Origin of the sequence: Paraburkholderia sp. J11-2 (genome assembly GCF_905220185.1) — a bacterium.
Classification (GTDB): domain Bacteria; phylum Pseudomonadota; class Gammaproteobacteria; order Burkholderiales; family Burkholderiaceae; genus Paraburkholderia.
This window is the reverse complement of the sequence record NZ_CAJMYY010000004.1, coordinates 219,369-241,229: the sequence shown is the minus strand read 5'-3', so window position 1 is coordinate 241,229 and position 21,861 is coordinate 219,369. Positions and strand designations below refer to the sequence as shown.

Annotated in this window: 19 protein-coding genes; 9 read left to right on the top strand and 10 right to left on the bottom strand. The window is 64.2% G+C overall.

Annotation, left to right across the window (positions count from 1 at the left end; all coding sequences use genetic code 11):
• Positions 1 to 3 precede the first annotated feature (3 nt).
• Entirely contained in the window at positions 4 to 1,281 is a 1,278-nt protein-coding gene (locus U5A57_RS07625) for a DUF445 domain-containing protein (RefSeq protein ID WP_321909844.1), read from the top strand.
• Between the two features lie 11 nt (positions 1,282 to 1,292).
• Here the strand turns inward: U5A57_RS07625 and U5A57_RS07620 are convergent, their stop codons facing one another.
• The 3 genes from U5A57_RS07620 to U5A57_RS07610 all read right to left on the bottom strand — a co-directional run bounded on the left by U5A57_RS07620 (position 1,293) and on the right by U5A57_RS07610 (position 7,296).
• On the bottom strand, positions 1,293 to 4,055 hold the full coding sequence (locus U5A57_RS07620) for a LuxR C-terminal-related transcriptional regulator (protein WP_321909555.1): 2,763 nt from the start codon (positions 4,053 to 4,055) through the stop codon (positions 1,293 to 1,295).
• 197 nt (positions 4,056 to 4,252) lie between these two features.
• On the bottom strand, positions 4,253 to 5,692 hold the full coding sequence (locus U5A57_RS07615; protein WP_321909554.1) for a coniferyl aldehyde dehydrogenase: 1,440 nt from the start codon (positions 5,690 to 5,692) through the stop codon (positions 4,253 to 4,255).
• 59 nt (positions 5,693 to 5,751) lie between these two features.
• The gene (locus tag U5A57_RS07610; RefSeq protein ID WP_321909551.1) at positions 5,752 to 7,296 is read right to left on the bottom strand and encodes an acetolactate synthase large subunit; all 1,545 of its coding nucleotides are present in this window, start codon (positions 7,294 to 7,296) and stop codon (positions 5,752 to 5,754) included.
• A 146-nt stretch (positions 7,297 to 7,442) separates the two neighbouring features.
• On the opposite strand from U5A57_RS07610, the gene U5A57_RS07605 reads away from it, so the two are divergent.
• The 3 genes from U5A57_RS07605 to U5A57_RS07595 all read left to right on the top strand — a co-directional run bounded on the left by U5A57_RS07605 (position 7,443) and on the right by U5A57_RS07595 (position 10,897).
• Positions 7,443 to 8,435, top strand: coding sequence for a LysR family transcriptional regulator (locus tag U5A57_RS07605; protein ID WP_321909549.1), 993 nt, complete (start codon positions 7,443 to 7,445; stop codon positions 8,433 to 8,435).
• 175 nt (positions 8,436 to 8,610) lie between these two features.
• Positions 8,611 to 9,999, top strand: coding sequence for an MFS transporter (locus U5A57_RS07600; RefSeq protein ID WP_321909548.1), 1,389 nt, complete (start codon positions 8,611 to 8,613; stop codon positions 9,997 to 9,999).
• Complete coding sequence (locus U5A57_RS07595; RefSeq protein WP_321909546.1) at positions 9,989 to 10,897, top strand: LysR family transcriptional regulator; 909 nt, start codon at positions 9,989 to 9,991, stop codon at positions 10,895 to 10,897. The genes U5A57_RS07600 and U5A57_RS07595 overlap by 11 nt, the downstream gene beginning before the upstream one ends.
• A gap of 32 nt (positions 10,898 to 10,929) precedes the next feature.
• On the opposite strand, the gene U5A57_RS07590 is transcribed toward U5A57_RS07595, so the two are convergent.
• Positions 10,930 to 11,193 carry a hypothetical protein gene (locus tag U5A57_RS07590; RefSeq protein WP_415774589.1) on the bottom strand — a complete coding sequence of 88 codons (264 nt, stop codon included), beginning with the start codon at positions 11,191 to 11,193 and terminating at the stop codon, positions 10,930 to 10,932.
• A gap of 167 nt (positions 11,194 to 11,360) precedes the next feature.
• Here U5A57_RS07590 and U5A57_RS07585 point away from each other — a divergent pair, with 167 nt between their 5' ends.
• Entirely contained in the window at positions 11,361 to 11,585 is a 225-nt protein-coding gene (locus tag U5A57_RS07585; protein WP_321909544.1) for a hypothetical protein, read from the top strand.
• Positions 11,586 to 11,671: 86 nt separating this feature from the next.
• Here the strand turns inward: U5A57_RS07585 and U5A57_RS07580 are convergent, their stop codons facing one another.
• The 6 genes from U5A57_RS07580 to U5A57_RS07555 form a co-directional block, all read right to left on the bottom strand.
• Entirely contained in the window at positions 11,672 to 12,034 is a 363-nt protein-coding gene (locus U5A57_RS07580; protein WP_321909543.1) for a copper resistance protein CopC, read from the bottom strand.
• Positions 12,035 to 12,062: 28 nt separating this feature from the next.
• Positions 12,063 to 12,914 (bottom strand): hypothetical protein, encoded by an 852-nt coding sequence (locus tag U5A57_RS07575; RefSeq protein ID WP_321909841.1) that lies wholly within the window; start codon positions 12,912 to 12,914, stop codon positions 12,063 to 12,065.
• A 196-nt stretch (positions 12,915 to 13,110) separates the two neighbouring features.
• Complete coding sequence (locus U5A57_RS07570; RefSeq protein WP_321909541.1) at positions 13,111 to 13,500, bottom strand: DUF2946 domain-containing protein; 390 nt, start codon at positions 13,498 to 13,500, stop codon at positions 13,111 to 13,113.
• Positions 13,501 to 13,640: 140 nt separating this feature from the next.
• Positions 13,641 to 15,125 (bottom strand): aldehyde dehydrogenase family protein, encoded by a 1,485-nt coding sequence (locus U5A57_RS07565; protein WP_415774588.1) that lies wholly within the window; start codon positions 15,123 to 15,125, stop codon positions 13,641 to 13,643.
• 18 nt (positions 15,126 to 15,143) lie between these two features.
• Positions 15,144 to 16,094 carry an agmatinase gene (gene speB / locus U5A57_RS07560; RefSeq protein WP_321909540.1) on the bottom strand — a complete coding sequence of 317 codons (951 nt, stop codon included), beginning with the start codon at positions 16,092 to 16,094 and terminating at the stop codon, positions 15,144 to 15,146.
• Positions 16,095 to 16,258: 164 nt separating this feature from the next.
• Positions 16,259 to 17,089 (bottom strand): helix-turn-helix transcriptional regulator, encoded by an 831-nt coding sequence (locus U5A57_RS07555; protein ID WP_321909538.1) that lies wholly within the window; start codon positions 17,087 to 17,089, stop codon positions 16,259 to 16,261.
• Positions 17,090 to 17,260: 171 nt separating this feature from the next.
• Here U5A57_RS07555 and U5A57_RS07550 point away from each other — a divergent pair, with 171 nt between their 5' ends.
• From U5A57_RS07550 to U5A57_RS07535, 4 genes are all read left to right on the top strand, one after another.
• Entirely contained in the window at positions 17,261 to 17,605 is a 345-nt protein-coding gene (locus U5A57_RS07550; protein ID WP_321909536.1) for a cupin domain-containing protein, read from the top strand.
• An 80-nt stretch (positions 17,606 to 17,685) separates the two neighbouring features.
• Positions 17,686 to 19,119 carry an FAD-dependent oxidoreductase gene (locus U5A57_RS07545; protein WP_321909535.1) on the top strand — a complete coding sequence of 478 codons (1,434 nt, stop codon included), beginning with the start codon at positions 17,686 to 17,688 and terminating at the stop codon, positions 19,117 to 19,119.
• A 12-nt stretch (positions 19,120 to 19,131) separates the two neighbouring features.
• Positions 19,132 to 20,061 (top strand): LysR family transcriptional regulator, encoded by a 930-nt coding sequence (locus tag U5A57_RS07540; RefSeq protein WP_321909533.1) that lies wholly within the window; start codon positions 19,132 to 19,134, stop codon positions 20,059 to 20,061.
• A 161-nt stretch (positions 20,062 to 20,222) separates the two neighbouring features.
• Positions 20,223 to 21,791: a purine-cytosine permease family protein gene (locus U5A57_RS07535; RefSeq protein WP_321909532.1), complete on the top strand. Its 1,569-nt coding sequence runs from the start codon at positions 20,223 to 20,225 to the stop codon at positions 21,789 to 21,791.
• Positions 21,792 to 21,861 lie beyond the last annotated feature (70 nt).

Here is a 21,861-nt window from a genome sequence, read left to right as displayed (position 1 = left end):
TCGGTGACCGACGATAACGAGCGCGTTGATGGTGTGAACGTGCGCGCGCCCGTGAGCATCAAAGTGGCTCGGCTCAAGCGCATGCGCACGACGGCCACCTGTTTGCTCGCGGCGATGATTGCCTTGCTCGTGGTGAGTATTGCCTGGCAGGCGAGCTATCCGTGGCTTGCGTGGGTGCGTGCGTTTGCGGAAGCGGGTACCGTGGGTGCAGTCGCGGACTGGTATGCGGTGGTCGCGTTGTTCCGCCATCCGCTTGGCATCGCCATGCCGCATACCGCCATCATTCCCCGAAACCAGGCGCGCATTGCGGAAAGCCTGGGAAACTTCGTCGAGCAGAATTTCCTGACCACGGAACTCGTGGTGGGGCGCTTGAGTGAATACAACGCGGCACGCGCGCTGGCCATGTGGCTTGCCGAAAAGGAGAACAGTTCGACGATTGCCGATGTCGTGGTCGAGTCGCTTCCGCGCTTGCTGGAGCGTATCGACGAGTCGGACGTCGAAGATCTGTTCGATCGACTGCTCCTGCCACAATTGCGCGCACTCGATGTGTCGCGCGTCGCAGGGCAGATCCTGGGTGTCCTGACTGAAGGCAATCGCCATCAGCCGCTGCTCGATCGAGGGCTGGACGCCGTCGAACGGTGGCTTACGGCCAACGTCGGCATGATCAAGGCGAAATTCAGCGAGGCATCGCGGTTCACGCCCGCGCCGCTCGACACCTATATCGTCAACAAGTTCGTCGAGGGCGTGGTCGCGCTGGTCCACGAAGTGGCGGCGAATCCCGATCACGAACTGCGCCGTCAATTCGATGCGGCCGTGGCTGAGTTGTCGCGCGACCTGCAAACGGCGGCTCAATACCGCAGATTCGGCAGACTCTTGCTGCGCGACTGCATTCGCCACTTCAAAGCGGGCGACTATTATCGCCTCCTGCTCGACCGCGTTCGCGCGCGCGTTGCCGCCGACGCCGCGAGCGAGCAGTCGGTCGCGCGCGACATGATCGCCGGCGCGTTGACCTCCTTTGGCAAGACCATGGTCAGCGCTAGCGCAATGCAGAACAAGCTCAATGCGTGGTGGCTGGAGATTGCGCGGATGCTGGTGTTGCGCTATCGGCATCAGCTTTCGGGATTGATCACCGACGTCGTGAAGGGATGGGACGCGCAAGAGGTCAGCGGCAAGTTCGAAGCGGAAATCGGCCGCGATCTGCAGTTCATCCGGATCAACGGCACGTTTGTAGGCGGGCTCGTGGGCGTGCTGATACACGCGTGCGTACTCGTCGCAATGTGATGACGCGACGTCTAACTATGCTTGACAAGCCCAAGCGCCTGCGCGCGCGAAACAGCCTGAGCCCGCTTGTCCACCGCGAGCTTCGCGAAGATATTCTTCAGGTGCGATTTGACCGTTTCGGGCGTGATGCCCAGCGTGCGGGCAATTTCCTTGTTGGATTGCCCCTGCGCGATCAACTCGACGATATTGCGCTCCCGCGAACTGAGCGGCTCGCGCTCGCCCTCGCGGCGCGGCTTGCTCTGCGGCTCATACATCGCGCGCCAGCCTTCGATTAAACGGTCGAGCCATGCCGTCACCTCCGGCGTGCGCGCTGCGCTGCGCATGCGTTCGTGCGCCATGCGCAGGAGCGGTCCGACTGCGGCCCCCTGATCGAGGATGGATCGATAAATGCCGGTAGGCGCCGCAATATCTGCGACTTCGCGAAATGTCTCGAGCGCGCGGCTGGGTTCTCCCGCGCTGAGCCAGGCCACGGCGAGCAGGGTTCGAAGGCGCAGCGCCAGATAGTTGCCCTGCATGCGTTCGCAACGCGCGAGCGCCATGCGCAGGGACTCGATGGCTTCGGGCACGAGGTGTCGTTGCAGGGCGAGGCAGGCCGCTGCGAGGTCGCGGTAGTTCTCGATTTCGGGTGAAACAGGCGTAGCGGTCGGCTCACGCGGAGCGGCGAGTTCGCGAAGGTCTGCCACGCATGCAGCGGCTTCAGGAACACGATTTTCGGCGAGATAGAGCCGCGTGCGCTCGACCAGCGCTGCCGCAAGCAGCCGGTTCCAGCCGCGCGCCTGGCCGAGTATTTGCGCCTGATCGATCAGCACATGCGCGCCCGCATAGTCTTCGCGCGCGACGGCAATGCGAACCAGAAGGCGGTAGGCAATCAGAACGCTATCGAGCAGAACGGCACGGTCGATTACGGGCATGAGTTCGAGCAGCAGGGCTTCGGCTTCGTCGAGGCGGCCTTGCTCATAGCGGATTTGCGCGATCATGGGCGCGCACAACGCAGCCGATACGGAATGAGGTCCCGCGTAGCGTTCGGCGAGTTGCATCGCTTCGTTGAAGCGGCGCTCCGCAATCGAAACGTGGAGCTGCTGCAACTCCACATGACCGAGCAGGCACAGGCGGTAGACCGACGAAAAGACACTGCGCTGGTCTTCTTCCAGTGAATCGGGAATCCATGGCGTGGCGTAAAGCGCGTCGAGATTGCCGGTTTTCCAGTAGCTAAAGCGCGCGACGTTGGAAACCGCATTGGTCGTCCATGCGTCCGTTGACGGGCGGCCCAGGTATTGGCGCGCGAGTTCCAGCGCGCGATGCGGATCGTCCTGCAAGGCCGCGAGCGCAGAACGAATGGCGAGGCAGTCCCATTGAATCGTGTCGGCCGACTCGGTTTGGCCGTCGCCGCGCTCGATCGAATCGAGCATCGCGTTGACCTCGCCGAAGCGCATGGCGAGTGCCATGCCCCACGCGGTCGCAACGGTGACCGCCGTTTGCGCGCGCATGAGGTCGGCGGGAAACTGGCGTTGCCAGCCGACCAGCGTGAGCAGGTCTCCGCTTTTTAGAAGCGCCTTCGCGCAACGCTCCATCATGGCGATGGCTTCGTCGGTGGCGCCAGCGGCTATCGCGTGCTTTATCGCATCGGTCCAATGCTGTTGGGCGGCGTGCCAATGCCACGCGCGACGGTGCAACTCGGTGACTTCGCCAGGGTGCGTGTCTGCCAGACGCCGCTGCAGATAGTCGGCCATCAACCGGTGATAGCGGAACCAGCGTCCTTCGAGGTCTATCGGCTCGAGCAGCAGCTGGCGCGCAACGATGTCATCAAGCATGGCCTGGCTGGATGCGACGCCCGTCACCGCTTCGCACAACGGCGCGCTCAGCCGCTCGAGAATCGCGGTTCGCAGCATGAAGGCCTGCGTTTGCGGTGGCAGATGCTGAAGCAGGTCTTCGAGGTAGTCGGACACCGGCTTCGACACGCCGCCCGGTTTCGTGCCCGGCGGTATGCCCGCTTGCATGTTCGATTGCCAGCCCTGCGGGCGATCCTGCCGCGCCAACGCCGACGCCGAAATGCGCAAGGCGGCCGCCCATCCTTCGGTCGTGGCATAGAGCGACTTCAGATCGCCAAAGCCGAGCTTGCCGGGGCACTCGTGTTCGACGAAACGGCGCGTCTCGTCGAAATTGAATCGCAGCGCGGCCGCATCGATCTCGCAGAGATTGTTGCCGGCGCGCAGCTTCGCGAGCGGCAGCGGCGGATCGGTACGTGTGCAGATCACGACGTGCACATTAGAAGGCACATTGGCGATGAATAGCGACATCGCTTCGTGAATGGCCGCTGAGTGGATCAGATGATAGTCGTCGATGAAGACGTGCAGTTCGTCGTCGACTTCGGCCAGCTCGTTGATGAGCGTTGCGACAAGCGAATTCGCCGGGACGAACGACGACTCGGCGGTCAGCCCGATGGCGGATGTGCCAACGGTGCGGCACGCGCGCTGCAAGGCATGTGCAAGGTGATGAAAGTAACGGGCCGGCTCGTCGTCGTCTGCGTCGAGGGAAAGCCACGCCACCTGCGCGCCGTTCGCACGCAGCGCGTCGACCCAGGTGAGCGCGAGAGACGTCTTGCCGAAGCCCGCAGGCGCCTTGATGACGGTGATGCGCCGTATCTCCACCTGTGCGCTCAAGGCCTTCAGCCGTGGGCGATCGATCAAACCCGCGGGCAAGCGGGGCGCAATGACCTTGGTGGTCAGCAGGAGAGGTGGCCTCGCCACGGTCGTCGCTTCTGTCACTTCAGTCACGGCTGAACGGCTCAGAGGAGGGCCCATGAGGGATTGGCGAGGGTTGGCGCGCTGCCAACCGGAACGTTCAATCCATCATACGACAACTGCGGCAAGGCATGATGGGTCATGCGGGTCAGTGCGCGAGGCGTTGATGATGCGATGCATCATCGCGCGAGCTGGCCGCGTTTCGCACGCGGCCAGCCACGGCCAATGCGTCAGGCGTCGATCATGCCTTTGACGGCGGCTTCCGTAGCCGCCAGATAAGGCGCGCGCATCAGGAGATTCGACTCGCCGCCGGCGCTTTGAACGACAACCGGCTTCGCATGGCTGAACGTGCGGTAGCCATATTCGCCGTGGTAATGGCCCATGCCGGATGCCCCGACGCCCCCGAAAGGCAGCGAGTCGAAGAACACATGCGTCATCGCATCGTTGACGACCAGCGCCCCCGAAGTGGTTCGGCTCGCCACCTCGTGTTGCTCCAGGGCGTCATTGCCGAAGTGATAAAGCGCGAGCGGCCTCGGCCGCGCATTGATATATGCAAGCGCTTCATCGAGCGTTTCGTAGGTCACCACGGGCAGAACGGGGCCGAAGATTTCCTCCTGCATCACGCGCATCGTGTCGTTTGCATTCCGAACGATCGTCGGCGCCATCTTGCGTACCGCCGGATCAGAGAGGTCTTCGCTTGCGGGGCCGAGGTTCACCACGTTCGCGCCTTTCTGACGCGCATCCTCGACAAGCGCCAGTTGCCGTTCGAAACCGCGTACGTTGATCATCGCGGTGTAGTCGGGGTTCTCGCGCATGGTCGGATACATTTGCGCAACCGCCGCTTTTGCGTGCTGCACGAAGGCATCGGCGCGGTTCGCCGGAACCAGCACATAGTCCGGCGAAAGGCAGATCTGACCGGCGTTGAAGGTTTTCACCGTGAGAACGCGCTGCGCCGCGAGGGCGAGATCGGCGTCGTTGCCCACGAGGACCGGCGACTTGCCGCCCAGTTCGAGCGTCACGGGCACCAGGTTATCCGACGCCGCCCGCATGACATGGTGCGCGACTTGCGTGCTGCCCGTGAACACGAGATGGTCGAACGGCTGCGCGCTGAACGCCGCGCCGGTTTCGGCTCCGCCAAGCACGGTGGTGAATTCGTCGCTGTCGAAATTGCGGGCGATCAGTTCAGCTAGCAGCTCGGACGTTTGCGGCGTCATCTCCGACGGCTTGAGAATGGCCCGGTTGCCCGCAGCGAACGCGCCGCCAAGCGGTCCGAACGCCAGCACGACGGGAAAATTCCACGGGCTGATGATCCCCACGACGCCGAGCGGCTGATACTCGACGCGGGCCTTCACGCCCGGAAACGGCTCGGCCGTCGCCGGCTGCGCCATCCACGCCTCGAGATGTTCGCGATTGAAGCGCAGGCCTTCGATCGAGGCGAGGATATCGGCGAGCAGCGTTTGCTGTTTGCCGCGGCAGCTATAGTCCGCGTTGATGGCCTCGACCAGCGCGTCCTTGTTCGAACGCAGCAGGTCGATTGCGCGATCGATACGGTCGCGGCGAACGGCCAGCGGTGGCGGCCCCTCCTTGAGTTGTGCCGTTTTCATTGCATCGAGTTGCGCGCGGATCTGCGCGGCCGTCGCTTCGGCGGGCAGCATGAATGGCTTTGACATCCTAAACCTCATCAGAAAATGGAATCGCTCGTTGAACGCGTGGGACGCAAACGGTGCGCTTAGATCACGGCCTCGATCAGCATCGGGCCGCGGCGCTTCATTGCTGCGGCGAACGCGGCGTCGAAGTCGGTGCGCGACTCGGCGCGTACGGCTTCCACACCCATGCCGCGAGCCAGAGCCACCCAGTCGAGCGACGGGTCCTGCAGATCGAACATGGAAGCGGCGTGCGCGCCGTCCGTGCGTGCGCCCACACGCTTGAGCTCGTTCGCTAGGATCTTGTAGCCGCGGTTCGCGTAGATCACCGTCACGACGTCGAGCTTTTCCCGCGCTTGCGTCCAGAGCGACTGAAGCGTGTACATGGCGCTGCCGTCGCCCTGAAGGTTGACGACTTTGCGGTCCGGGCATGCCACGCTCGCGCCGATCGAAACGGGCATCAGGCAACCGATCGCGCCGCCGGTGAGCGCCAGCAGGTCGTGCGGCGCGGCGGTTTCGAGCAGGCCCGAGTACGCCATCGCGAGCGACGACTCTTCGGTAATGATGGCGTTGTCGGGCAGATGCTTCGCGACGCTGCGCATGATCGACTCGCCATCGAGCGCGCCCTCGGGCGAGAACTCGACCGCGGCGCGGGCGTTGATTCGGGCGATCGCATGCTGTGCGCCCAGCGCCTCGACAAGGGCTTCGAGCGCGGCCGGGCCGTCTTCATGCGGATGCGAAAGCACGGCGATGCGGCAACCCTCCGGCGTGAGCCAGCTCGGCTTGTCCGGGTAGGCGAAAAAGCTCACCGGCGGCTGCGCGCCGACCTGCACGATCAGCTCAGTCCCGGCGAGGAATTCGACCACCTGCTCGGCGAAATACGGCAGACGCTCGACCACTTCACGTCCCGCACCGCGCGCCACACGCGGCGCGAACGTGTCGCACAGCAGGCGGGCACCCGTTTTCGCGGCGATCCTTCCGGCGGCGCGCAGACCGCGCTCCTGCAATGCCTGACCTCGGAGCAGGAAGGCGGTCCGCACGCCGCTTTGGGCGAGGGCCGCAATCCGCTCGATGGTGTCGGCGCTCACGAGCGCGGGTGCCTGCACGGGCAGCGGTGCGGCCACGCCGTCGGCTTGCGACCAGGCCGTGTCGGCGGGCAGGATCAGCGTGGCGATCTGGCCGCCGTCGGCCATGGAGGCCTGCACGGCGCGCGCGGCGTCGGCACCCACCGTCAACGCGCTGCTCGACGAGTGAATCCAGCTCGAAACCGGGCGAGCAAAGCCTTTGATGTCGGACGTGAGCGGCGCTTCGTAACGCGCATGCGTCGAAGCATGATCGCCGACGATGTTGACGACCGGGCTCGACGCACGGCGCGCGTTGTGAAGGTTGGCCAGCCCGTTGGCGAGGCCCGGGCCGAGATGCAGCAGCGTGGCGGCGGGCTTGCCGGCCATGCGGCCGTAGCCGTCGGCGGCGCCGGTGACAACGCCTTCGAAAAGGCCGAGTATCGGCCGCATGCCTTCAACGGAATCGAGCGCCGCCACGAAATGCATCTCCGACGTGCCGGGGTTTCCGAAACACACGTCCACACCACTTGCGACCAGCGAACGCAACAGACTTTCAGCGCCATTCATTTTGGATCACCTCAGTAACAAACCTGTAAGAAGCTTCGCCCCTTCGGTTGCCGTGGGGCCCAGACGTCGTGCATCGACGTACGCCCTGATCCTAACTACCCGGCTACCATGCAAAAATACAGTCTGATCTGAAAATTTATTACGTCATGCGCAAGAATCTCGACTACGGATTGCTGCACGCGATGACCGCCTTCGTGCGCGTGGTGGATGCCGGGAGCTTCACGGCGGCCTCGGAGCACATGGGGCTGACGACGGCGCAGGTCTCGCGGCTCGTATCGGAGCTTGAGAATCGTTTGCAAACGAAGCTGCTGCAGCGAACCACACGGCGCATGTCGGTCACGAGCGCGGGCGAGCGCTACGCGAACCAGTGCCGCACGATTCTCGACCTCGTGACGGAAGCCGAAGGGGAGGCGAGCGGCGCACGCATGGCGCCGAGCGGGAGGCTGCGGGTGCTGTGCATGGCAAGCTTCGGCGACCGCTACGTGGTGCCGCTCGTGACGAAATATTGCGCACAGTACCCGGCGGTGAGCGTGGAATACAGTGCTTCGCAGTACGTACCGAATCTGCTGGCCGAAGGCGTGGACGTGAGCGTGTATCTGACGAGCAGCCTGCCGGATTCGAGTCTGGTTGCGCAGCGGCTTGGCGAGGTCCACGGCGTGTTATGCGCGACGCCAGGCTACCTCAAGCGGCATGGCGCGCCGGGAACCGTAGCGGATCTCGCGGGGCATGCCTGCCTGCGTCTCGTGAATCCGTCGACCACGTTGCATTGGGAGCTGACCGACGGCAAGACGACCCATTCGATGCAGCCCGAGGGCCCGCTGGTGGCGGACAAGCCCGAAGCCGTCGTGCAGGCGGCGTGCAGCGGCCTCGGCATTGCGCTGCTGCCCGGCTTCGCTGCGGTGGACCGCATACGCAGCGGAGAACTCGTACACGTTCTGCCTCAATGGCGCTCGCCCGACGTCGGTGTGTATGTGCTGATGCCCTCGAGGAAGTTTCTCGAAGCCAAGACGCGCGCATGGGTCGAGTTGCTGAAAGCGGAATTGCCGGGCGCGCTCGAGCGCGACATGATTCAAATCGGTGCGAAAGGCGCGCCCAGACAGCGGCGTGCACGTGCTGCGACCTCGCCACGTTCGCCTTGATTCGGGCAGCCGTTAGTCTGGCTGAAATTCCCCGTTCCAGAAAAACGAATTCCCCTCTCCCTGTATTGCGAGCAGTCTGGCAGCCAACTCAGGCTGCGCAAGCCGACGCGTCCTATGGCGATGCCAGACGCATCGATCGGCGTTGCGCCGGGCCAGACCCAACACAGGAGACAGCATGGCAATCGTCAATTCCGGCGCCCGCCTCGACCGGCTACCCATCAGCCGGTTTCACTGGAAAATTCTTGGCTTGATCAGTGCGGGCGCATTTCTCGATGCGTTCGACATCTATCTTGCCAATGGCGCGCTGGCGGCCATGGTCAAGACAGGCTTCGCCGACCTGCGCGTCGGCTCGTTCTTTTTGTCGGCGACCTTCCTTGGCATGATGATCGGCGCGGGCCTTTCGGGCTATCTGGGCGACCGCTTCGGACGCCGCTTTTCGTACCAGGCCAACCTCGCCATTTTCGGCGGCGCGTCGTTCGTTGCCGCGTTCGCGCCCAATATCTACTGGCTGATCCTGCTGCGCTTCATCATGGGCGTCGGCCTCGGCGCGGAACTGGTGGTCGCGGCCGGCACGCTGTGCGAGTTCGTGCCGCCGGCTAGCCGCGGCCGCTGGACTTCGTTGCTGGCGCTCATCACCAATTCGGGGCTGCTCGCGGCCACCGCCGTGGGCTACTGGGTCATTCCGCATCTTGGCTGGCGTTATATGTTCGCGATCGCGGGCGTGGGCGCCATCGTCGTTTGGGCGCTGCGTCATCGCATGCCGGAGTCGCCGCGCTGGCTGGAGACCGTGGGCCGGCTGGAGGAAGCCGAGCGAACGGTGGCCGCCATCGAGCAGGAGGTCGAGCGCCACACGGGCGGCGTCCTGCCGGCTGTCACCCGGGTGACGAGCCACGAGGCGTTGGCCGCACCGTTCTCTGCGCTTTTCGCGCCCGGCATGAAAGGCCGGACTTTCGTGGCGGCGCTCACCGCCATTGCGGTGAACGTGTCCCTTTACGGTTTCGTTGCATGGCTGCCGGCGTTCTTCGTCAATGAAGGGCTGAGCATCACGCGCTCGCTCGGGTTCGTGTTCCTCATGTCGTTCGGCGCACCGATGGGGGCCGTCGTTGGCTTCGCGATCGCTGACCGTCTCGGCCGCCGCAGGGCGCTGATCGCCAGCGCGCTGGTCTCGATCGTGCTCGGATACTTCTACGTGCAGATGCGCGACCCCGTTGCCATCTCTGTGATGGGCTTCGCGTTGGTGACCGCGCTCTATACGGTCTGCACGCTCGGTCTGTTCGTCTATATCCCGGAGCTGTTTCCAACCACGCACCGTCTGCGCGGCACCGGCGTGGCAGGCACGTGCGGGCGGGCTGCGTCGATGTGCACGCCTTATCTCGCCGTCCTGCTCTATTCGAACTTCGGGGTGTCGGGTGTGGTAGCGATGGTTGCCTGCGTGCTCGTTGCACTGTGTGTCGCGTTGCTCTTCCTTCGCGTCGAGGCGAGCGGTCAGACGCTCGAAGCCGTGTCCGCACCAGGCTTGCAGGAAGAAGCGATCAAACAACCCGACAGCCACCATGCATTTTGATTTCGTCGATCTGCGCTTGCTCACGGCGCTTGGCGAGACAGCCAATCTTGCACGCGCCGCGAGCCTGTGTCACATGTCGGCCCCGGCAGCCAGCAGCCGCCTGAGAAATCTCGAGGACTTTCTGGGCGTGCGGCTGTTGTACAGAACGAGTCAGGGCATGATTCCGACGCCGGCCGGCGAGTGCTTTATCCGTCATGCACTGTTGATGCGTGAACAGGTGGAGCGGCTCGCCGGAGACATCGAGCAGTTCGGCAGCGGGATGACCGGGCACATCCGGGTCTGGACCAACACGACTGCCATTACCGGCGCGCTGCCCGACACGCTAGGCCGTTTTCTTTGCGAGCACGCCCATGTGAACATCGAACTGCGCGAAGCGCCCAGCGACGATATCGTGCGAGGCGTGACCGGCAACCTGGCCGATATTGGCATCGTTGCCGGCAATATCGACGCGGGGCAGCTCGAGATGCTGCCCTACCAGAACGAAAGACTGGTGCTGGTGACCCAGCCGGATCATCCGCTTGCCCAACGTGACGCGGTGAACTTTGCCGAAACGCTGGACAACGATTTTGTCGACCTGCCGGCCTCGAGCGCCATTCACGCCTTCGTTCACCGCGCCGCGGCCGCGCTTGGCAGGGCGCTCAGAATACGCATCGAGGTGGGTTCGTTCGACGCGGCATGCAGGATGATCGCCGCAGGCGCGGGCATAGGGATCGTGCCGGCCTCGGTGGCGTGGAAGCATGCACGCGTGAAGGATATCGTCATGGTCACGCTCAAGGACGAGTGGGCGCAGCGGCGCCTGAACATCTGCGTGCGCAGTGTGGCAGACCTCCCGCTGTTCACCCGCGAACTCGTTGCCATGCTGGCTTCGGATGTCGTGGACTCGACACGGCGCGTGTAGCGGCGATTCATCAAGCGGCGCTTGGCTTCCCGCTAGTCGTGCGTTCGGCTCGAACAATATCGCGTGAACTGCTCCTCGGACACGGCGAATCCCTTCTGTTTCGCCAGTTCCCAGGGCCGTTCGCAACGTTGCGTCGCCTCACACCACGAATATCCGGCCGAACCGATGCACCCATGCGCATCGCGATCGGCGCCGGGCCTATTCGATGCCGTATTGGATGAAGGATTAGCGCAGGCGGCAAGCGCACTTGCCATGGCAACCGCGGTCAGAAACGCGGGAGAGATGATTTGACGCATAGAGCGTGCCTCCATAAGAGGCACCACCGTATCACGCCTGCCTAAGCGCTCAGAGGCAAGACCCGTTCCGCATTGACTCAAAGCCGAATCGCCCCCCGTTTATTTCGCCACCACTTCTGCGCCGTTGCCTCTAAAATTCCATGACACTGCCGTAGCGGAGCACCACCATGGAACGAAAGAAAGCTGAATACATCCTGCTCGAAGCCGACGAGATCGCCGGCCTGGTTCTCAACGGCTTCGACATGACGATGGAAACCGACGCCGGGCGCGCGCTCTACGAACGCACGTTTAACGCCTATATCCACAACGAAATCGGCGACTTGCCCGTTGGCGAGCTGTACGACGCGTTGAACGGTTCGCCCGAAGCCTTTACGGCAACCCTGCCGCAGTAAGCTGGCGAGCCAACCCGCCATCACGAACGGGCCATGCTGCAATCTCGCACGAAATCGCAGCGTGGCCGCATTTCATCGTTACACGTTCACTTCACGTCGAACGCGTAATGACCGGTCGTGCGATGCCCGTCGGCGGCAACCGCGACCCACACCACCGAATACTTTCCGGGCGTCAACGCATTCAGCGCGACCGACATGCGCTTGTTGTTGTTCGCGTCGACCTTGGCCTTCTCGCGAATCACGGACTTGCCCTGCGCGTTTGTCACGTCGATGGAACTGAACGCGGGCTCGAGCCCATCGTCGAAGTCGATCACGACGGCGTCGAGCGTGGCCGGTGCGGTCGACCCCGCGGGCGGTTCCTGATGCTTCGGATAAGCGTGCGCCCAAGCGAGATGGGCGGCGAGCAGCGCGATCGTGGCGACAGCCGTGCGCAATGTAGTGAGTTTCATGGCGAGATTCCTGTGTGAATGAATGGGCTTACTGGAAAAGCGGCTTGCCGATCGTGCGCGGCGCGACATCGTCGAAGAAGATGTGCACCTGCGCGAGAACGCCGACGTGCGAGCCGCTCGCCCGGTTGATCGGTATCTGCGCTTCGATGCCGAGCTGACCGTAGCGGTTCATCCAGATGAAGCCGGGGTTGACGGTCCCGGTCGTTTGTCCCTGGCTGCGCGAGAGGGGCACTTCGACGAGGGGGATGAGGTTCGAAAACGGCTGCGGCAAGCCGAGATCGTGCACGTGCTGTTGCAGGTAGGGCAGGCTGTATTGGAACGTGAAGCCGTAGTCGAACGAATTTGGCTGGCCGCCGCCTGTCGTGAACGACGGGCCCGCTTCGCCGGTGATCGCGATGGGCCGCAGCCACGCGAGCGAGTCGGGCAGGTCGCCCATGCCCTTGCCGGCGAAGATCGTGGGCGAGATCGTCGAGAAGTTGTCGGCAATCGCGCGGCTGCCGGTGCCGCCGAACTCGGCGTTCACGCCCACCGACGTCATGAATTCATGCGCGTCGTTCACATAGAGCAGGTACTTGAGCCCCACGCCGAAGTTGTCGAAGCCGCGCTCGCTCGGGTTGTTCTGCATGACGTAGCCGCCGTCCACGGAGAAGGCGAGCCGCGGCGTGATGAGCTTGTCGTACTCGAAGCTGAAGGTGTTGATGCTTTGGTCGCCGGCATCGCCCGGCACGCGCTGGTGCCCGAATTCGAGGTTGGCTTCGTCGCCTACGCCGGGGTCGTCGACGGAAAGCGTGGAGGGAAAGACGCGGTCGCCCGCGATAGCGTGCGCATGGGCCGCGCACGGTCCGAGCAGCAACGCGCAGCCGATCACGCGGGCGATCATGCGGTTGATTTCGAGGTTGGTCCGATTGAACGCGCGAATGTGTGCAAGCTCGCCCAGCGCCAGGCGGCTGGACGGCGATTGGTCAGACATGAGGTGTCCTGTCGAGGAGCGACGCACGCACGCAAGTTAAAGGGGCGCGCGTGCTGGCCCGGTGACACGCTGGGCGTGTCGTCCGGGATTGGCATGATCGATCCGGTCAGGACAGGGGTGGGGCGCGGGCGTGGATGTGGCTCGCAGGCGCGGCGAGGCGAACGCTTTCGAACTGCGCTTCGATGCGGGCCTGCACGAGTTTGCCAACGACAAACAGGGCGACAGGTACGCCCGAGACGACGGGCAGGTGTGCGAAGAAGCTGCAATAGCCGCAGTCCTGCATGTCGCCCGGCGTGGCGTGCATGCCTGCTGCGCCGCTCGCGCCGTGAACGTGGCGCTCCATCGACGGCATGCCGCAGGGGGCGCGTTCCACCGTGCCTGGCGCCATCTGCATGGCCTGGGCGGCAAGCAGGTGCGAAACCACGGGCGCGAGCGTCGCCATGAGGAGCGCAAGCGTCCCCAGTAGACTGCCCAGCCTGAGATGGAATCGGCGCACGGCGAATGGAAGTGGCAGGAATAGTGCGTGGATTATGCCACGCGAGCCGCCACTCCCGGCACGCTGCCTGTCAAAGCGTCGCGGCCTCGCACGTTGCGTGCGAGGCCGCGAGGAAGCCAGAGTCAAGCCGGATGCCGCGATTAAGCGCTCAGCCCGACCGTGTGACGCAATTCCTGGTAGCTGCGCAAACCCGCAACGCCCAGCTCGCGGCCAATGCCACTCAGGCCGAAGCCGCCCCAGCACACTTGCGGGAAGATCAGTTGCGGGGTGTTGACCCAGACGAGCCCGGCGCGAAGCTGCGCCTTGTAGCGTCGCGCGGCCTTTTCGTCCTTCGTCACGACAGTGGCGACCAGTCCGTAGCGCGTATCGTTGGCGAGGGCAATTGCTTCGTCATCCGAACGGAATGATTTCACGCAGGCCACGGGGCCGAAGATCTCGTCGGTCCACAGCACGTTGTCCACCGCGGGTTCAGCGATGACGACCGGCGCCATGAAGAAACCATCGGCGCAAGCGGCATCGAGCTGACCTGCGAACGCGATCTGTGCGCCGGTTTCGACGCCTTGCGCCACGAGCGCTGCCACGCGCGCGTGTTGCGCGGCACTGATGAGCGGCCCCATCGCCACGTCGGCGCCCTGCGGCGGCGCGACGACAACCGCTCGCACCGCTGTCTCGAACGCGGCCATGAACTTGCGATACACATTGTCGTGCACGAGTATGCGCGCCGTTGCCGAGCACATTTGCCCAGCGTTCGCGAACGCGCCACCCACCGCGAGCGAGACGGCTTGCACCACGTCCGCGTCTTCGCGCACGATCAGCGCGGACTTGCCGCCCAGTTCGAGCGTGAGGCGCTTCATGTCCTGCGCGGCGGCCTGCATGACCTTGCGGCCCGACGCCGTGCTGCCGGTAAACGAGATCTTGTCGACGAGCGGATGCGTCGTCAGCCATGCGCCGACTTCGCCGCCGCCGTTGACCACGTTCACGACCCCATCGGGCACGCCCGCTTCGTTCACGATCTCGGCGAGCATATGCTCGGTGGGCGAGGTGAGTTCCGAAGGCTTGATGACGACCGTACAGCCCGCGGCCAGCGCCGGTGCGAGTTTCCATGCGGTCGTGACCATCGGGAAATTCCACGGCACGATCAGCGCCGCAACGCCAACCGGTTCGTGCATGCGTTCAGCGAGGAGCGCGTCGTCCGGCAGCGCGACCGGTTCGGCCGCGAACATCGACGCGTCTTCGCACAGGCCCGCGTAGTAGTTGAACGTCGCGATGGCGTCGCTCACGTCGAGGTCCGCTTCGAACGGCGGCTTGCCGCTCACCTGCATCTGCATGGCGGCGAGGCGCGCGCGGTCGGCTTCCAGCAATTCGGCGATCTTGCGCAGCAGCTTGCCGCGCGCGGCGGGCGTCGTGTGGCGCCAGGCGATCAGCGCATCGTGCGCGGCGTGCACGGCGCGATCGACCATTTCGGCCGTGGCGTGCTCCTGCCAGCCGATGGTTTCGCCCGTGGCCGCGTTGCAGATGCGCGAGCACACTTCGCGGTCCGTCGCGCAGAAGGTTGTGCCCGCAATCATCGCGGCGGGCAGCACAAAGGCCTCGCCGTCGATCTGACGTTCGGTATTCGTAGCCATGATGTTTCTCCTCGCGCCCTAGCGGTAAGCCACACCGGGCATGATGCAAAGCATTTCGTAGGCGAGATTCGCGCCCACGAGCGCGGTCGTGCCGGCCTGGTCGTACGGCGGCGAGACTTCGACGAGATCGGCGCCCACCACGTTGAGCCCCTTCATGCCGCGCACGATTTCGAGGCCCTGCTGCACGGTGAGGCCGCCCACTTCGGGCGTGCCGGTGCCGGGCGCGAAAGCGGGATCGAGTCCGTCGATATCGAAGCTCAGGTACACCGGCGTGTCGCCCACGCGTGCGCGCACTTCTTCCATGAGCGGCGCAAGCGATCGGTTCCAGCAGGCCTCGGCTTGCACGACGGTAAAGCCCTGCTTGCGGCACCAGTCGAAATCTTCCGCGTGATAGCCGGTGCCGCGCAGGCCGATTTGCGTGACCTTGTCGCATTGCAGGAGGCCATCTTCAACGGCGCGGCGAAACGGCGTGCCGTGCGCGATCTTCTCGCCGAACATGGTGTCGTTCACGTCGGCGTGAGCGTCGATATGAACGACGGCAACCTTGCCGTACTTCTTGTGCAGCGCGCGCAGGATCGGCCATGCGATCGTGTGGTCGCCGCCGAGCGTGATCGGGCGACAGCCGGTCTCGACAATGCGGTCGTAGGCGGCTTCGATCAGACGAATTGAATCCTTCAGGTCGTACGGGTTCGTTGCGACGTCACCGATATCGGCCACCTGCAGCGAATCGAACGGCGCCGCGCGTGTGGCCATGTTGTACGGCCGCAGCAGTACCGATTCCGAACGGATCTGGCGCGGTCCGAAGCGCGCGCCGGAACGGTTCGAGGTGCCGATATCGAGCGGCACGCCCACGAAGCAGACGTCGAGGCCCTCCGTGGTTTCGGCCTGCGGCAGGCGCATCATCGTGGCGATGCCGCCGAATCGGGGCATCTCGTTGCCGCCGAGCGGCTGGTTGAACTGGCGCTCCATCTGGTGTGTCTCCGATCGTTAGAGTCAAATCGATCGGACGATGGTAGGGGAGATCCCGCGCCGCCAAATATTGAAGTTGAGATGTTTACATCGATGGAGGTCGATGTATGCAAGCCCTTAATCAGGCAAACGCTGCGGGTAAATCCTGGGACTGGAAGCGGCGGCTACACCGCGGCATGGCCCCACGCGATCAACTCGCGCTTGGTGCGCACGCCCAGTTTCGCGAAGGCGCGCTTCACGTACGACTCGGCGGTGGCCACCTGCACGCCCAGGATTTGCGCGGCCTCGGGCACGGTCTTGCCCGTGATGAGGTGCGCACAGGTTTCGTATTCGCGTTTGGAGAGGCGCACATGGTCTGCCGCAATACGCGCGTCGAACTGCGCGAGCGGATGCATGAATGGCGCCGCATGGGCAATGAGCCGGGCAGCGCTCGTGGAGGCGTGCAGTTCGAGCAGCGGAAACAGAAACTCGCTCACGCTGCGAAAGCGGTTCATTTCCACGAGCGTAAACGGCGGTTCGCGCAGCCCGCGTTCGAGCGCGATGGAGTCCTGAGCGTGGCGCGTGCCGCGTGCGAGCACGCATTCGTGAGCAATGCGCGCTTCGTCGAAGAGCCGCTGGCGGAACTCGCCCGGCGGGATCGCGCCGATGTCGCGCACGACCAGCATGGTGCCGAGCTTGCCGCGAATGCCCGCGAAAAGCGGATCGCTTTCGTAGAAGCGGTCGTAATAGAGCGTCATCACGTCGGAAATCGCGCCGGAATCCATTCCGACCCCGCCACTGCCGATCCATTCGCAGCGATAGCCCGTTGGCATCGTGCTGTCCGCGCGCGAACGCTCGATATGCACGACGTTGACGGGCACGACCTCGTTCACGAGCAGCGTGAGGCGCGGCACGAAATCGGGCGTGCCGACGGCCTCGATCACATTGCCGAGGGTCTTGAACGAGAGCGGAAAGTTCGGTTGATCGCGGTTGAGCGGGGGTACGTTGAGCAGCATGGCGCGCCCCTTTTTGAAGGCTGAATCATTATAGCTGAAGGGCTTAGGCCGCCAAAAATGCGGGGCTCGGGCAGCAAAACACCGCTTGCCCCCCCTGAGGGGGGGCATACCGCCGCCGCGCCAGTCGGTAACTTTGGCAGCACTCAATCAAAACAACCGGAAGTGACGCAAATGAGCAAACTGATTCAGGACATCGTGCCGCTGGGCGCTGGCATCGGCGAATTCACCAAGCTGGAATACGGCATGGACGAAAGCGACTGGCGTGCAACCGTCGGCAAGAACAATAACTACGTGATCGGCTGGTGGGAAGGCAAGGTCGGCGCCGTGGATTTCCCGGCCACGACCGCCGACGAAGCGGTATGGCTCGTGGAAGGCAAGATCGCCCTGACCGACGCGAACGGCGGCCGCAAGGAATTCACGGCGGGCCAGGGCTATCTCCTGCCCGCAGGCTTTGCAGGCCGCTGGGAAACGATCGAGGACGCGAAGAAGTTCTACGTGGTGCTCGAACACGCCTAAGGAACCAGGCGAGCCGCCTCCCGCGCGAGGCGGCGCAGTTTACCCGATCCTTTATCCCGATCCGTGCAGTGAAGACCATCATGAGTACCCCTGCAGAAGTTGAAGTCGCATCGCCCCCGCCCTTCACGCTCAGCGTGCAAGAGGCGCTTTCGCGCACGCGGTTCTTTCCGTACTGGCTCGACAACCCCGCCGAACCGCCGACGGAACCTAAGCTCACCGCCAACGTGGCGGCCGACCTGTTGATCGTCGGCGGCGGCTTCACGGGGCTCTGGGCCGCGGTGCAGGCCAAGGAGCAGATGCCGCATCTGAACGTCGTGCTGATCGAGGCGGGCAAGGTCGCGCACGGTGCGTCGGGCCGTGCGGGCGGCATCATTTCGACTTCGGTGATGCATGGCTTGCCCAATGCCGTACGGGTATTCCCCAACGACATTGCGCAGCTCGAAGAATTCGGCCATCACAATCTCGACGGTTTCGAGGAAACGCTCAAGCGCTACGGCATCGACGCCGACATCGAATGGAACGGCGAAATGACCGTTGCAGTCGATCCCGAGCATATCGAGCATTTGCAGGGCGACTACGACCTCCACAAACGCTACGGGCACGATGTCGTGCTGCTCGATAGCGAAGCGACGCGCGAGCAACTCGATTCGCCGTTGTTCGCGGGCGCGCTGTGGTCGCGCAATCGCAGCGGTATCGTGCATCCGGCCAAGCTGGCATGGGGTCTGAAGCGCGCGGCGCTTTCGCTCGGCGTGAAGCTTTACGAGCACACGCCGCTCATCGACGTGATCGACGAAGGCCAGACCGTGTACGTGAAGACGCCCGAGGGCAGCGTGCGCGCGCCGCGCGTGGTGTTCGGCAGCGGTACCGCGAAGGTCGGCATTCCCGATATCAACCGGCGCGTGCTGCAGGTGCGCGACCACGTGCTCGCCACCGAGCCGCTCACCGACGAGCAACTCGCGCGCATCGGCTGGAAGAATCGCCAGGGCATTTACGACACGCGCACGCAGCTCAATTACTTCCGCCTCACGAAGAACAACAACATCATCTTCGGCGGTCTCGTGAGCTATCACTTCGACGGCGATCCGAATCCCCCGCAGGACGAGAAGGCCGAGACCTACTACCGGCTCGCGCAGGCGTTTTACCGCACCTTCCCGCAGCTTGCCGACGTGCGCTTCTCGCATGCGTGGGGCGGCCCGATCGACTACTGCTCGCGCGGCTCCGTGTTCGCGAAGCGCTATCTGAACGACAAGGCCGTTTTCGTGGCGGGTTACACGGGCTTTGGCGTGGCGGCGAGCCGCTTCGGCGCCTTCATGGGCCTGAATATCCTGTTCGATCGCAACAGCCCGGAACGTGCGCTCGATATCGCCAACCAGAGCCCCACTTATATTCCGCCAGAGCCGGTGCGCTGGCTGGCCGCCAAGGTCACGTTCCATGCGTTCGACGGCGCCGACGCCGAAGGCGGCTGGAAGCGCGCGTGGATCAAGGGCATCAAGGCGATGGGCTTTCCCATGTGAGTGTGTAGCGCCATGTTCTCCAATACCTCCGATCTCGACCTGCGCCTGATCCGCGTGTTTCTCGCCGTGGTGGACGCGCGCGGCATCACGGCGGCCGAAGCGACGCTAGGCGTGCGGCAATCCACCATCAGCACGCAACTCTCCGCGCTCGAAGCGCGCGTGGGCTTCAAGCTCTGCGAGCGCGGGCGCGGCGGCTTTCGCCTCACTTCAAAGGGCGAACGCTTCGTGCCTTCGGCGCGCGCACTCGTTGCGGCCACAACCGATTTCGTGGCGCGCGTGCGCGATATCGACCGCAAGCTCGTGGGCACGCTCGGCATTGGCCTGATCGGCCAGGCTTCGCATGTCGAGAATGCGCGGCTTGCGGAGGCGATCGGCGCGTTTCGCAAACGCGATCAGGCTGTGCGCTTCACGATGAAGGTCGCGGCGCCCCAGGAGCTCGAGGAAAGTCTCGTCAACAACCAGCTCGACATTGCGATTGGCTACTTCTGGCATCGCGTGGCGGGGCTCGACTACACCGAGCTGTTCAGCGAGCGCCAGGTGCTGTGCTGCGGGCGCGGGCATGCGCTGTTCCACAGCGCACCGCATGTGAACGTGGACGACCTGCGCGCGCACGACTGGGTCTGGCGCAGCTATCCGATACCGGAAGAGCTTGCAGGTATTGGCGACCGGCAGGTGACGGCGATTGCCGACAGCATCGACGCGGCCACGGTCCTGATCCTCTCGGGCAGCCATATCGGCTATCTGCCCGCGCATCACGCCGAGCCGTTCGAGCAGCGTGGCCTCATCCGGGCGCTTGGGCGCGCCACGTTCGGCTTCGACGTGCCGATGCATCTGGCCGTCAAGCGCAGCGCCGCGGAAAAGCCCATCGTGCGCGCGTTCTGCGACGATCTGCTGAACGTCTATGGTCAGCATGCCGCCGTGCCCGAATCGCTGGTTGAATGAGAGATGCGGTGCGCGCCATACATTGGCCGCGCATGATGTAAACGTATGGAATGCAGAATAATTAGCCTGCTCCGATCGATTAAAGTGGGCGAGAGACGTTGATAGTGCGTTGACCGGTTGCTTGCATGCACAACCGGATCGGCGTGGCAAGGAGTGAGACAATGAGCGACAACAGCATTACCCAGATCGAAACATTCGGTTTCGAGCGTATTCCCGATGCATCGCGCTACGCGCGGCCCATCGATCTTTTCAGGCTGCTGTTCGGCGGCTGCAATACCTTCTCCACCTCGGTGCTGGGCAGTTTCCCGGTGCTAGTGGGCCTTTCGTTCAAGGCAGGCGTGTGGTCCATCTTGCTTGGCGTGCTCGCCGGCACCTGCATTCTCGCGCCCATGAGCCTGTTTGGCCCGCGCAACGGCACGAGCGATCCGGTTTCGTCGGGGGCGCACTTCGGCATACACGGGCGGATTGTAGGCTCGTTCCTCGCGCTGCTTACGTCGATTGCGTTCTTCGCGCTCGCCGTCTGGAGTTCGGGCGATGCACTGGTCGGCGGCGCGCACAACATGGTCGGCGTGCCGGTCAACACCTGGACGCTCGGCTCGGCCTACATGGTGTTCGCCGTGCTCGTGGTGGTGGTGTGCATCTACGGCTTTCGCTTCATGCTGTGGGTGAACAAGATTGCCGTGTGGGCCGCGAGCCTCATGTTCGTGGTGGGCGCCTTCGCGTTTGCGGGCGCGTTCGATCCGGGCTACGCCGGCACGCTGCACGAGGGCGGCGCGGGCTTCTGGGTGGCGTTCGTGAGCGCGGTGCTCGTTGCGTTGAGCAATCCGGTGTCGTTCGCCTCGACGCTCGGCGACTGGGCGCGCTACATTCCGCAGCACACGCCGCGCCGCCGCATCATGGGCGCTGTATTTGCCGCGCAGATCGCCACATTCGTGCCGTTCTTCTTCGGCCTCGTCACGGCCACGCTCATTGCGACGAAGGCGCCGAGCTATATCGCCTCGAACGATTATGTGGGCGGGCTGCTGGCTGTGTCGCCACGCTGGTTCCTGTTGCCTACCTGTCTTATTGCGATCATCGGCGGCATGTCGACGGGCACGACCGCGCTGTACGGCACCGGCCTCGACATGTCCAGCATGTTCCCGAAGCTGCTGAACCGCGTGCGTGCGACCATGCTGATCGGCACGCTCGCTATCGGCTTCATCTTCGTCGGACGCTTCGCGTTCAATCTCGTGGAAAGCGTCTCGACGTTCTCCACGCTGATCTGCACGTTCAGCTGCCCGTGGATGGCGATCATGGTGATCGGCTTCCTCACGCGCCGCGGGCACTATCTCGCAGACGACCTTCAGGTCTTCAATCGCGGCGGCCGCGGCGGGCACTACTGGTTCACGCACGGCTGGAATCTGCGCGCGATGGGCGCCTGGTTGCCGGCGGCGTTCCTCGGTCTTTCGTTCGTGAATCTGCCGGGGCAATTCATCGGTCCGCTCGGCTCGCTGGCGGGTGGGCTCGATCTGAGCGTGCCGGTTTCGCTCGCGGTGGGCGGCATGATCTACGTCGTACTGCTCACGATCTTCCCCGAGCCGGACGCCGTGTATGGCCGGGAAGGGCGGCGCTTCGTGCGCGGCGGCGCGCGCGCTCATGCCGCTGCGCCGGTTCATGCGCCACGCAGGCACGAAGCGCAGACTGCCAGCGCGGTGCGCGAACTGCAGCGCAGCCCGGAGTACGCCGAGTAAGTCGGGAAGCACGGGCCGCTTCGCTGGCGGCCCGTGCGCGCAGACCGGGTAAGATCACGGCTTTTGCACA

Bases quoted from the DNA above. Each gene is read 5' to 3' on its own strand.
- U5A57_RS07615 (WP_321909554.1), bottom strand. From the start codon at position 5,692: ATGTCAAAGCCATTCATGCTGCCCGCCGAAGCGACGGCCGCGCAGATC.
- U5A57_RS07610 (WP_321909551.1), bottom strand. From the start codon at position 7,296: ATGAATGGCGCTGAAAGTCTGTTGCGTTCGCTGGTCGCAAGTGGTGTG.
- U5A57_RS07605 (WP_321909549.1), top strand. From the start codon at position 7,443: ATGCGCAAGAATCTCGACTACGGATTGCTGCACGCGATGACCGCCTTC.
- U5A57_RS07600 (WP_321909548.1), top strand. From the start codon at position 8,611: ATGGCAATCGTCAATTCCGGCGCCCGCCTCGACCGGCTACCCATCAGC.
- U5A57_RS07595 (WP_321909546.1), top strand. From the start codon at position 9,989: ATGCATTTTGATTTCGTCGATCTGCGCTTGCTCACGGCGCTTGGCGAG.
- U5A57_RS07590 (WP_415774589.1), bottom strand. From the start codon at position 11,193: ATGCGTCAAATCATCTCTCCCGCGTTTCTGACCGCGGTTGCCATGGCA.
- U5A57_RS07585 (WP_321909544.1), top strand. From the start codon at position 11,361: ATGGAACGAAAGAAAGCTGAATACATCCTGCTCGAAGCCGACGAGATC.
- U5A57_RS07580 (WP_321909543.1), bottom strand. From the start codon at position 12,034: ATGAAACTCACTACATTGCGCACGGCTGTCGCCACGATCGCGCTGCTC.
- U5A57_RS07575 (WP_321909841.1), bottom strand. From the start codon at position 12,914: ATGATCGCCCGCGTGATCGGCTGCGCGTTGCTGCTCGGACCGTGCGCG.
- U5A57_RS07565 (WP_415774588.1), bottom strand. From the start codon at position 15,125: ATGGCTACGAATACCGAACGTCAGATCGACGGCGAGGCCTTTGTGCTG.
- speB (WP_321909540.1), bottom strand. From the start codon at position 16,094: ATGGAGCGCCAGTTCAACCAGCCGCTCGGCGGCAACGAGATGCCCCGA.
- U5A57_RS07555 (WP_321909538.1), bottom strand. From the start codon at position 17,089: ATGCTGCTCAACGTACCCCCGCTCAACCGCGATCAACCGAACTTTCCG.
- U5A57_RS07550 (WP_321909536.1), top strand. From the start codon at position 17,261: ATGAGCAAACTGATTCAGGACATCGTGCCGCTGGGCGCTGGCATCGGC.
- U5A57_RS07545 (WP_321909535.1), top strand. From the start codon at position 17,686: ATGAGTACCCCTGCAGAAGTTGAAGTCGCATCGCCCCCGCCCTTCACG.
- U5A57_RS07540 (WP_321909533.1), top strand. From the start codon at position 19,132: ATGTTCTCCAATACCTCCGATCTCGACCTGCGCCTGATCCGCGTGTTT.
- U5A57_RS07535 (WP_321909532.1), top strand. From the start codon at position 20,223: ATGAGCGACAACAGCATTACCCAGATCGAAACATTCGGTTTCGAGCGT.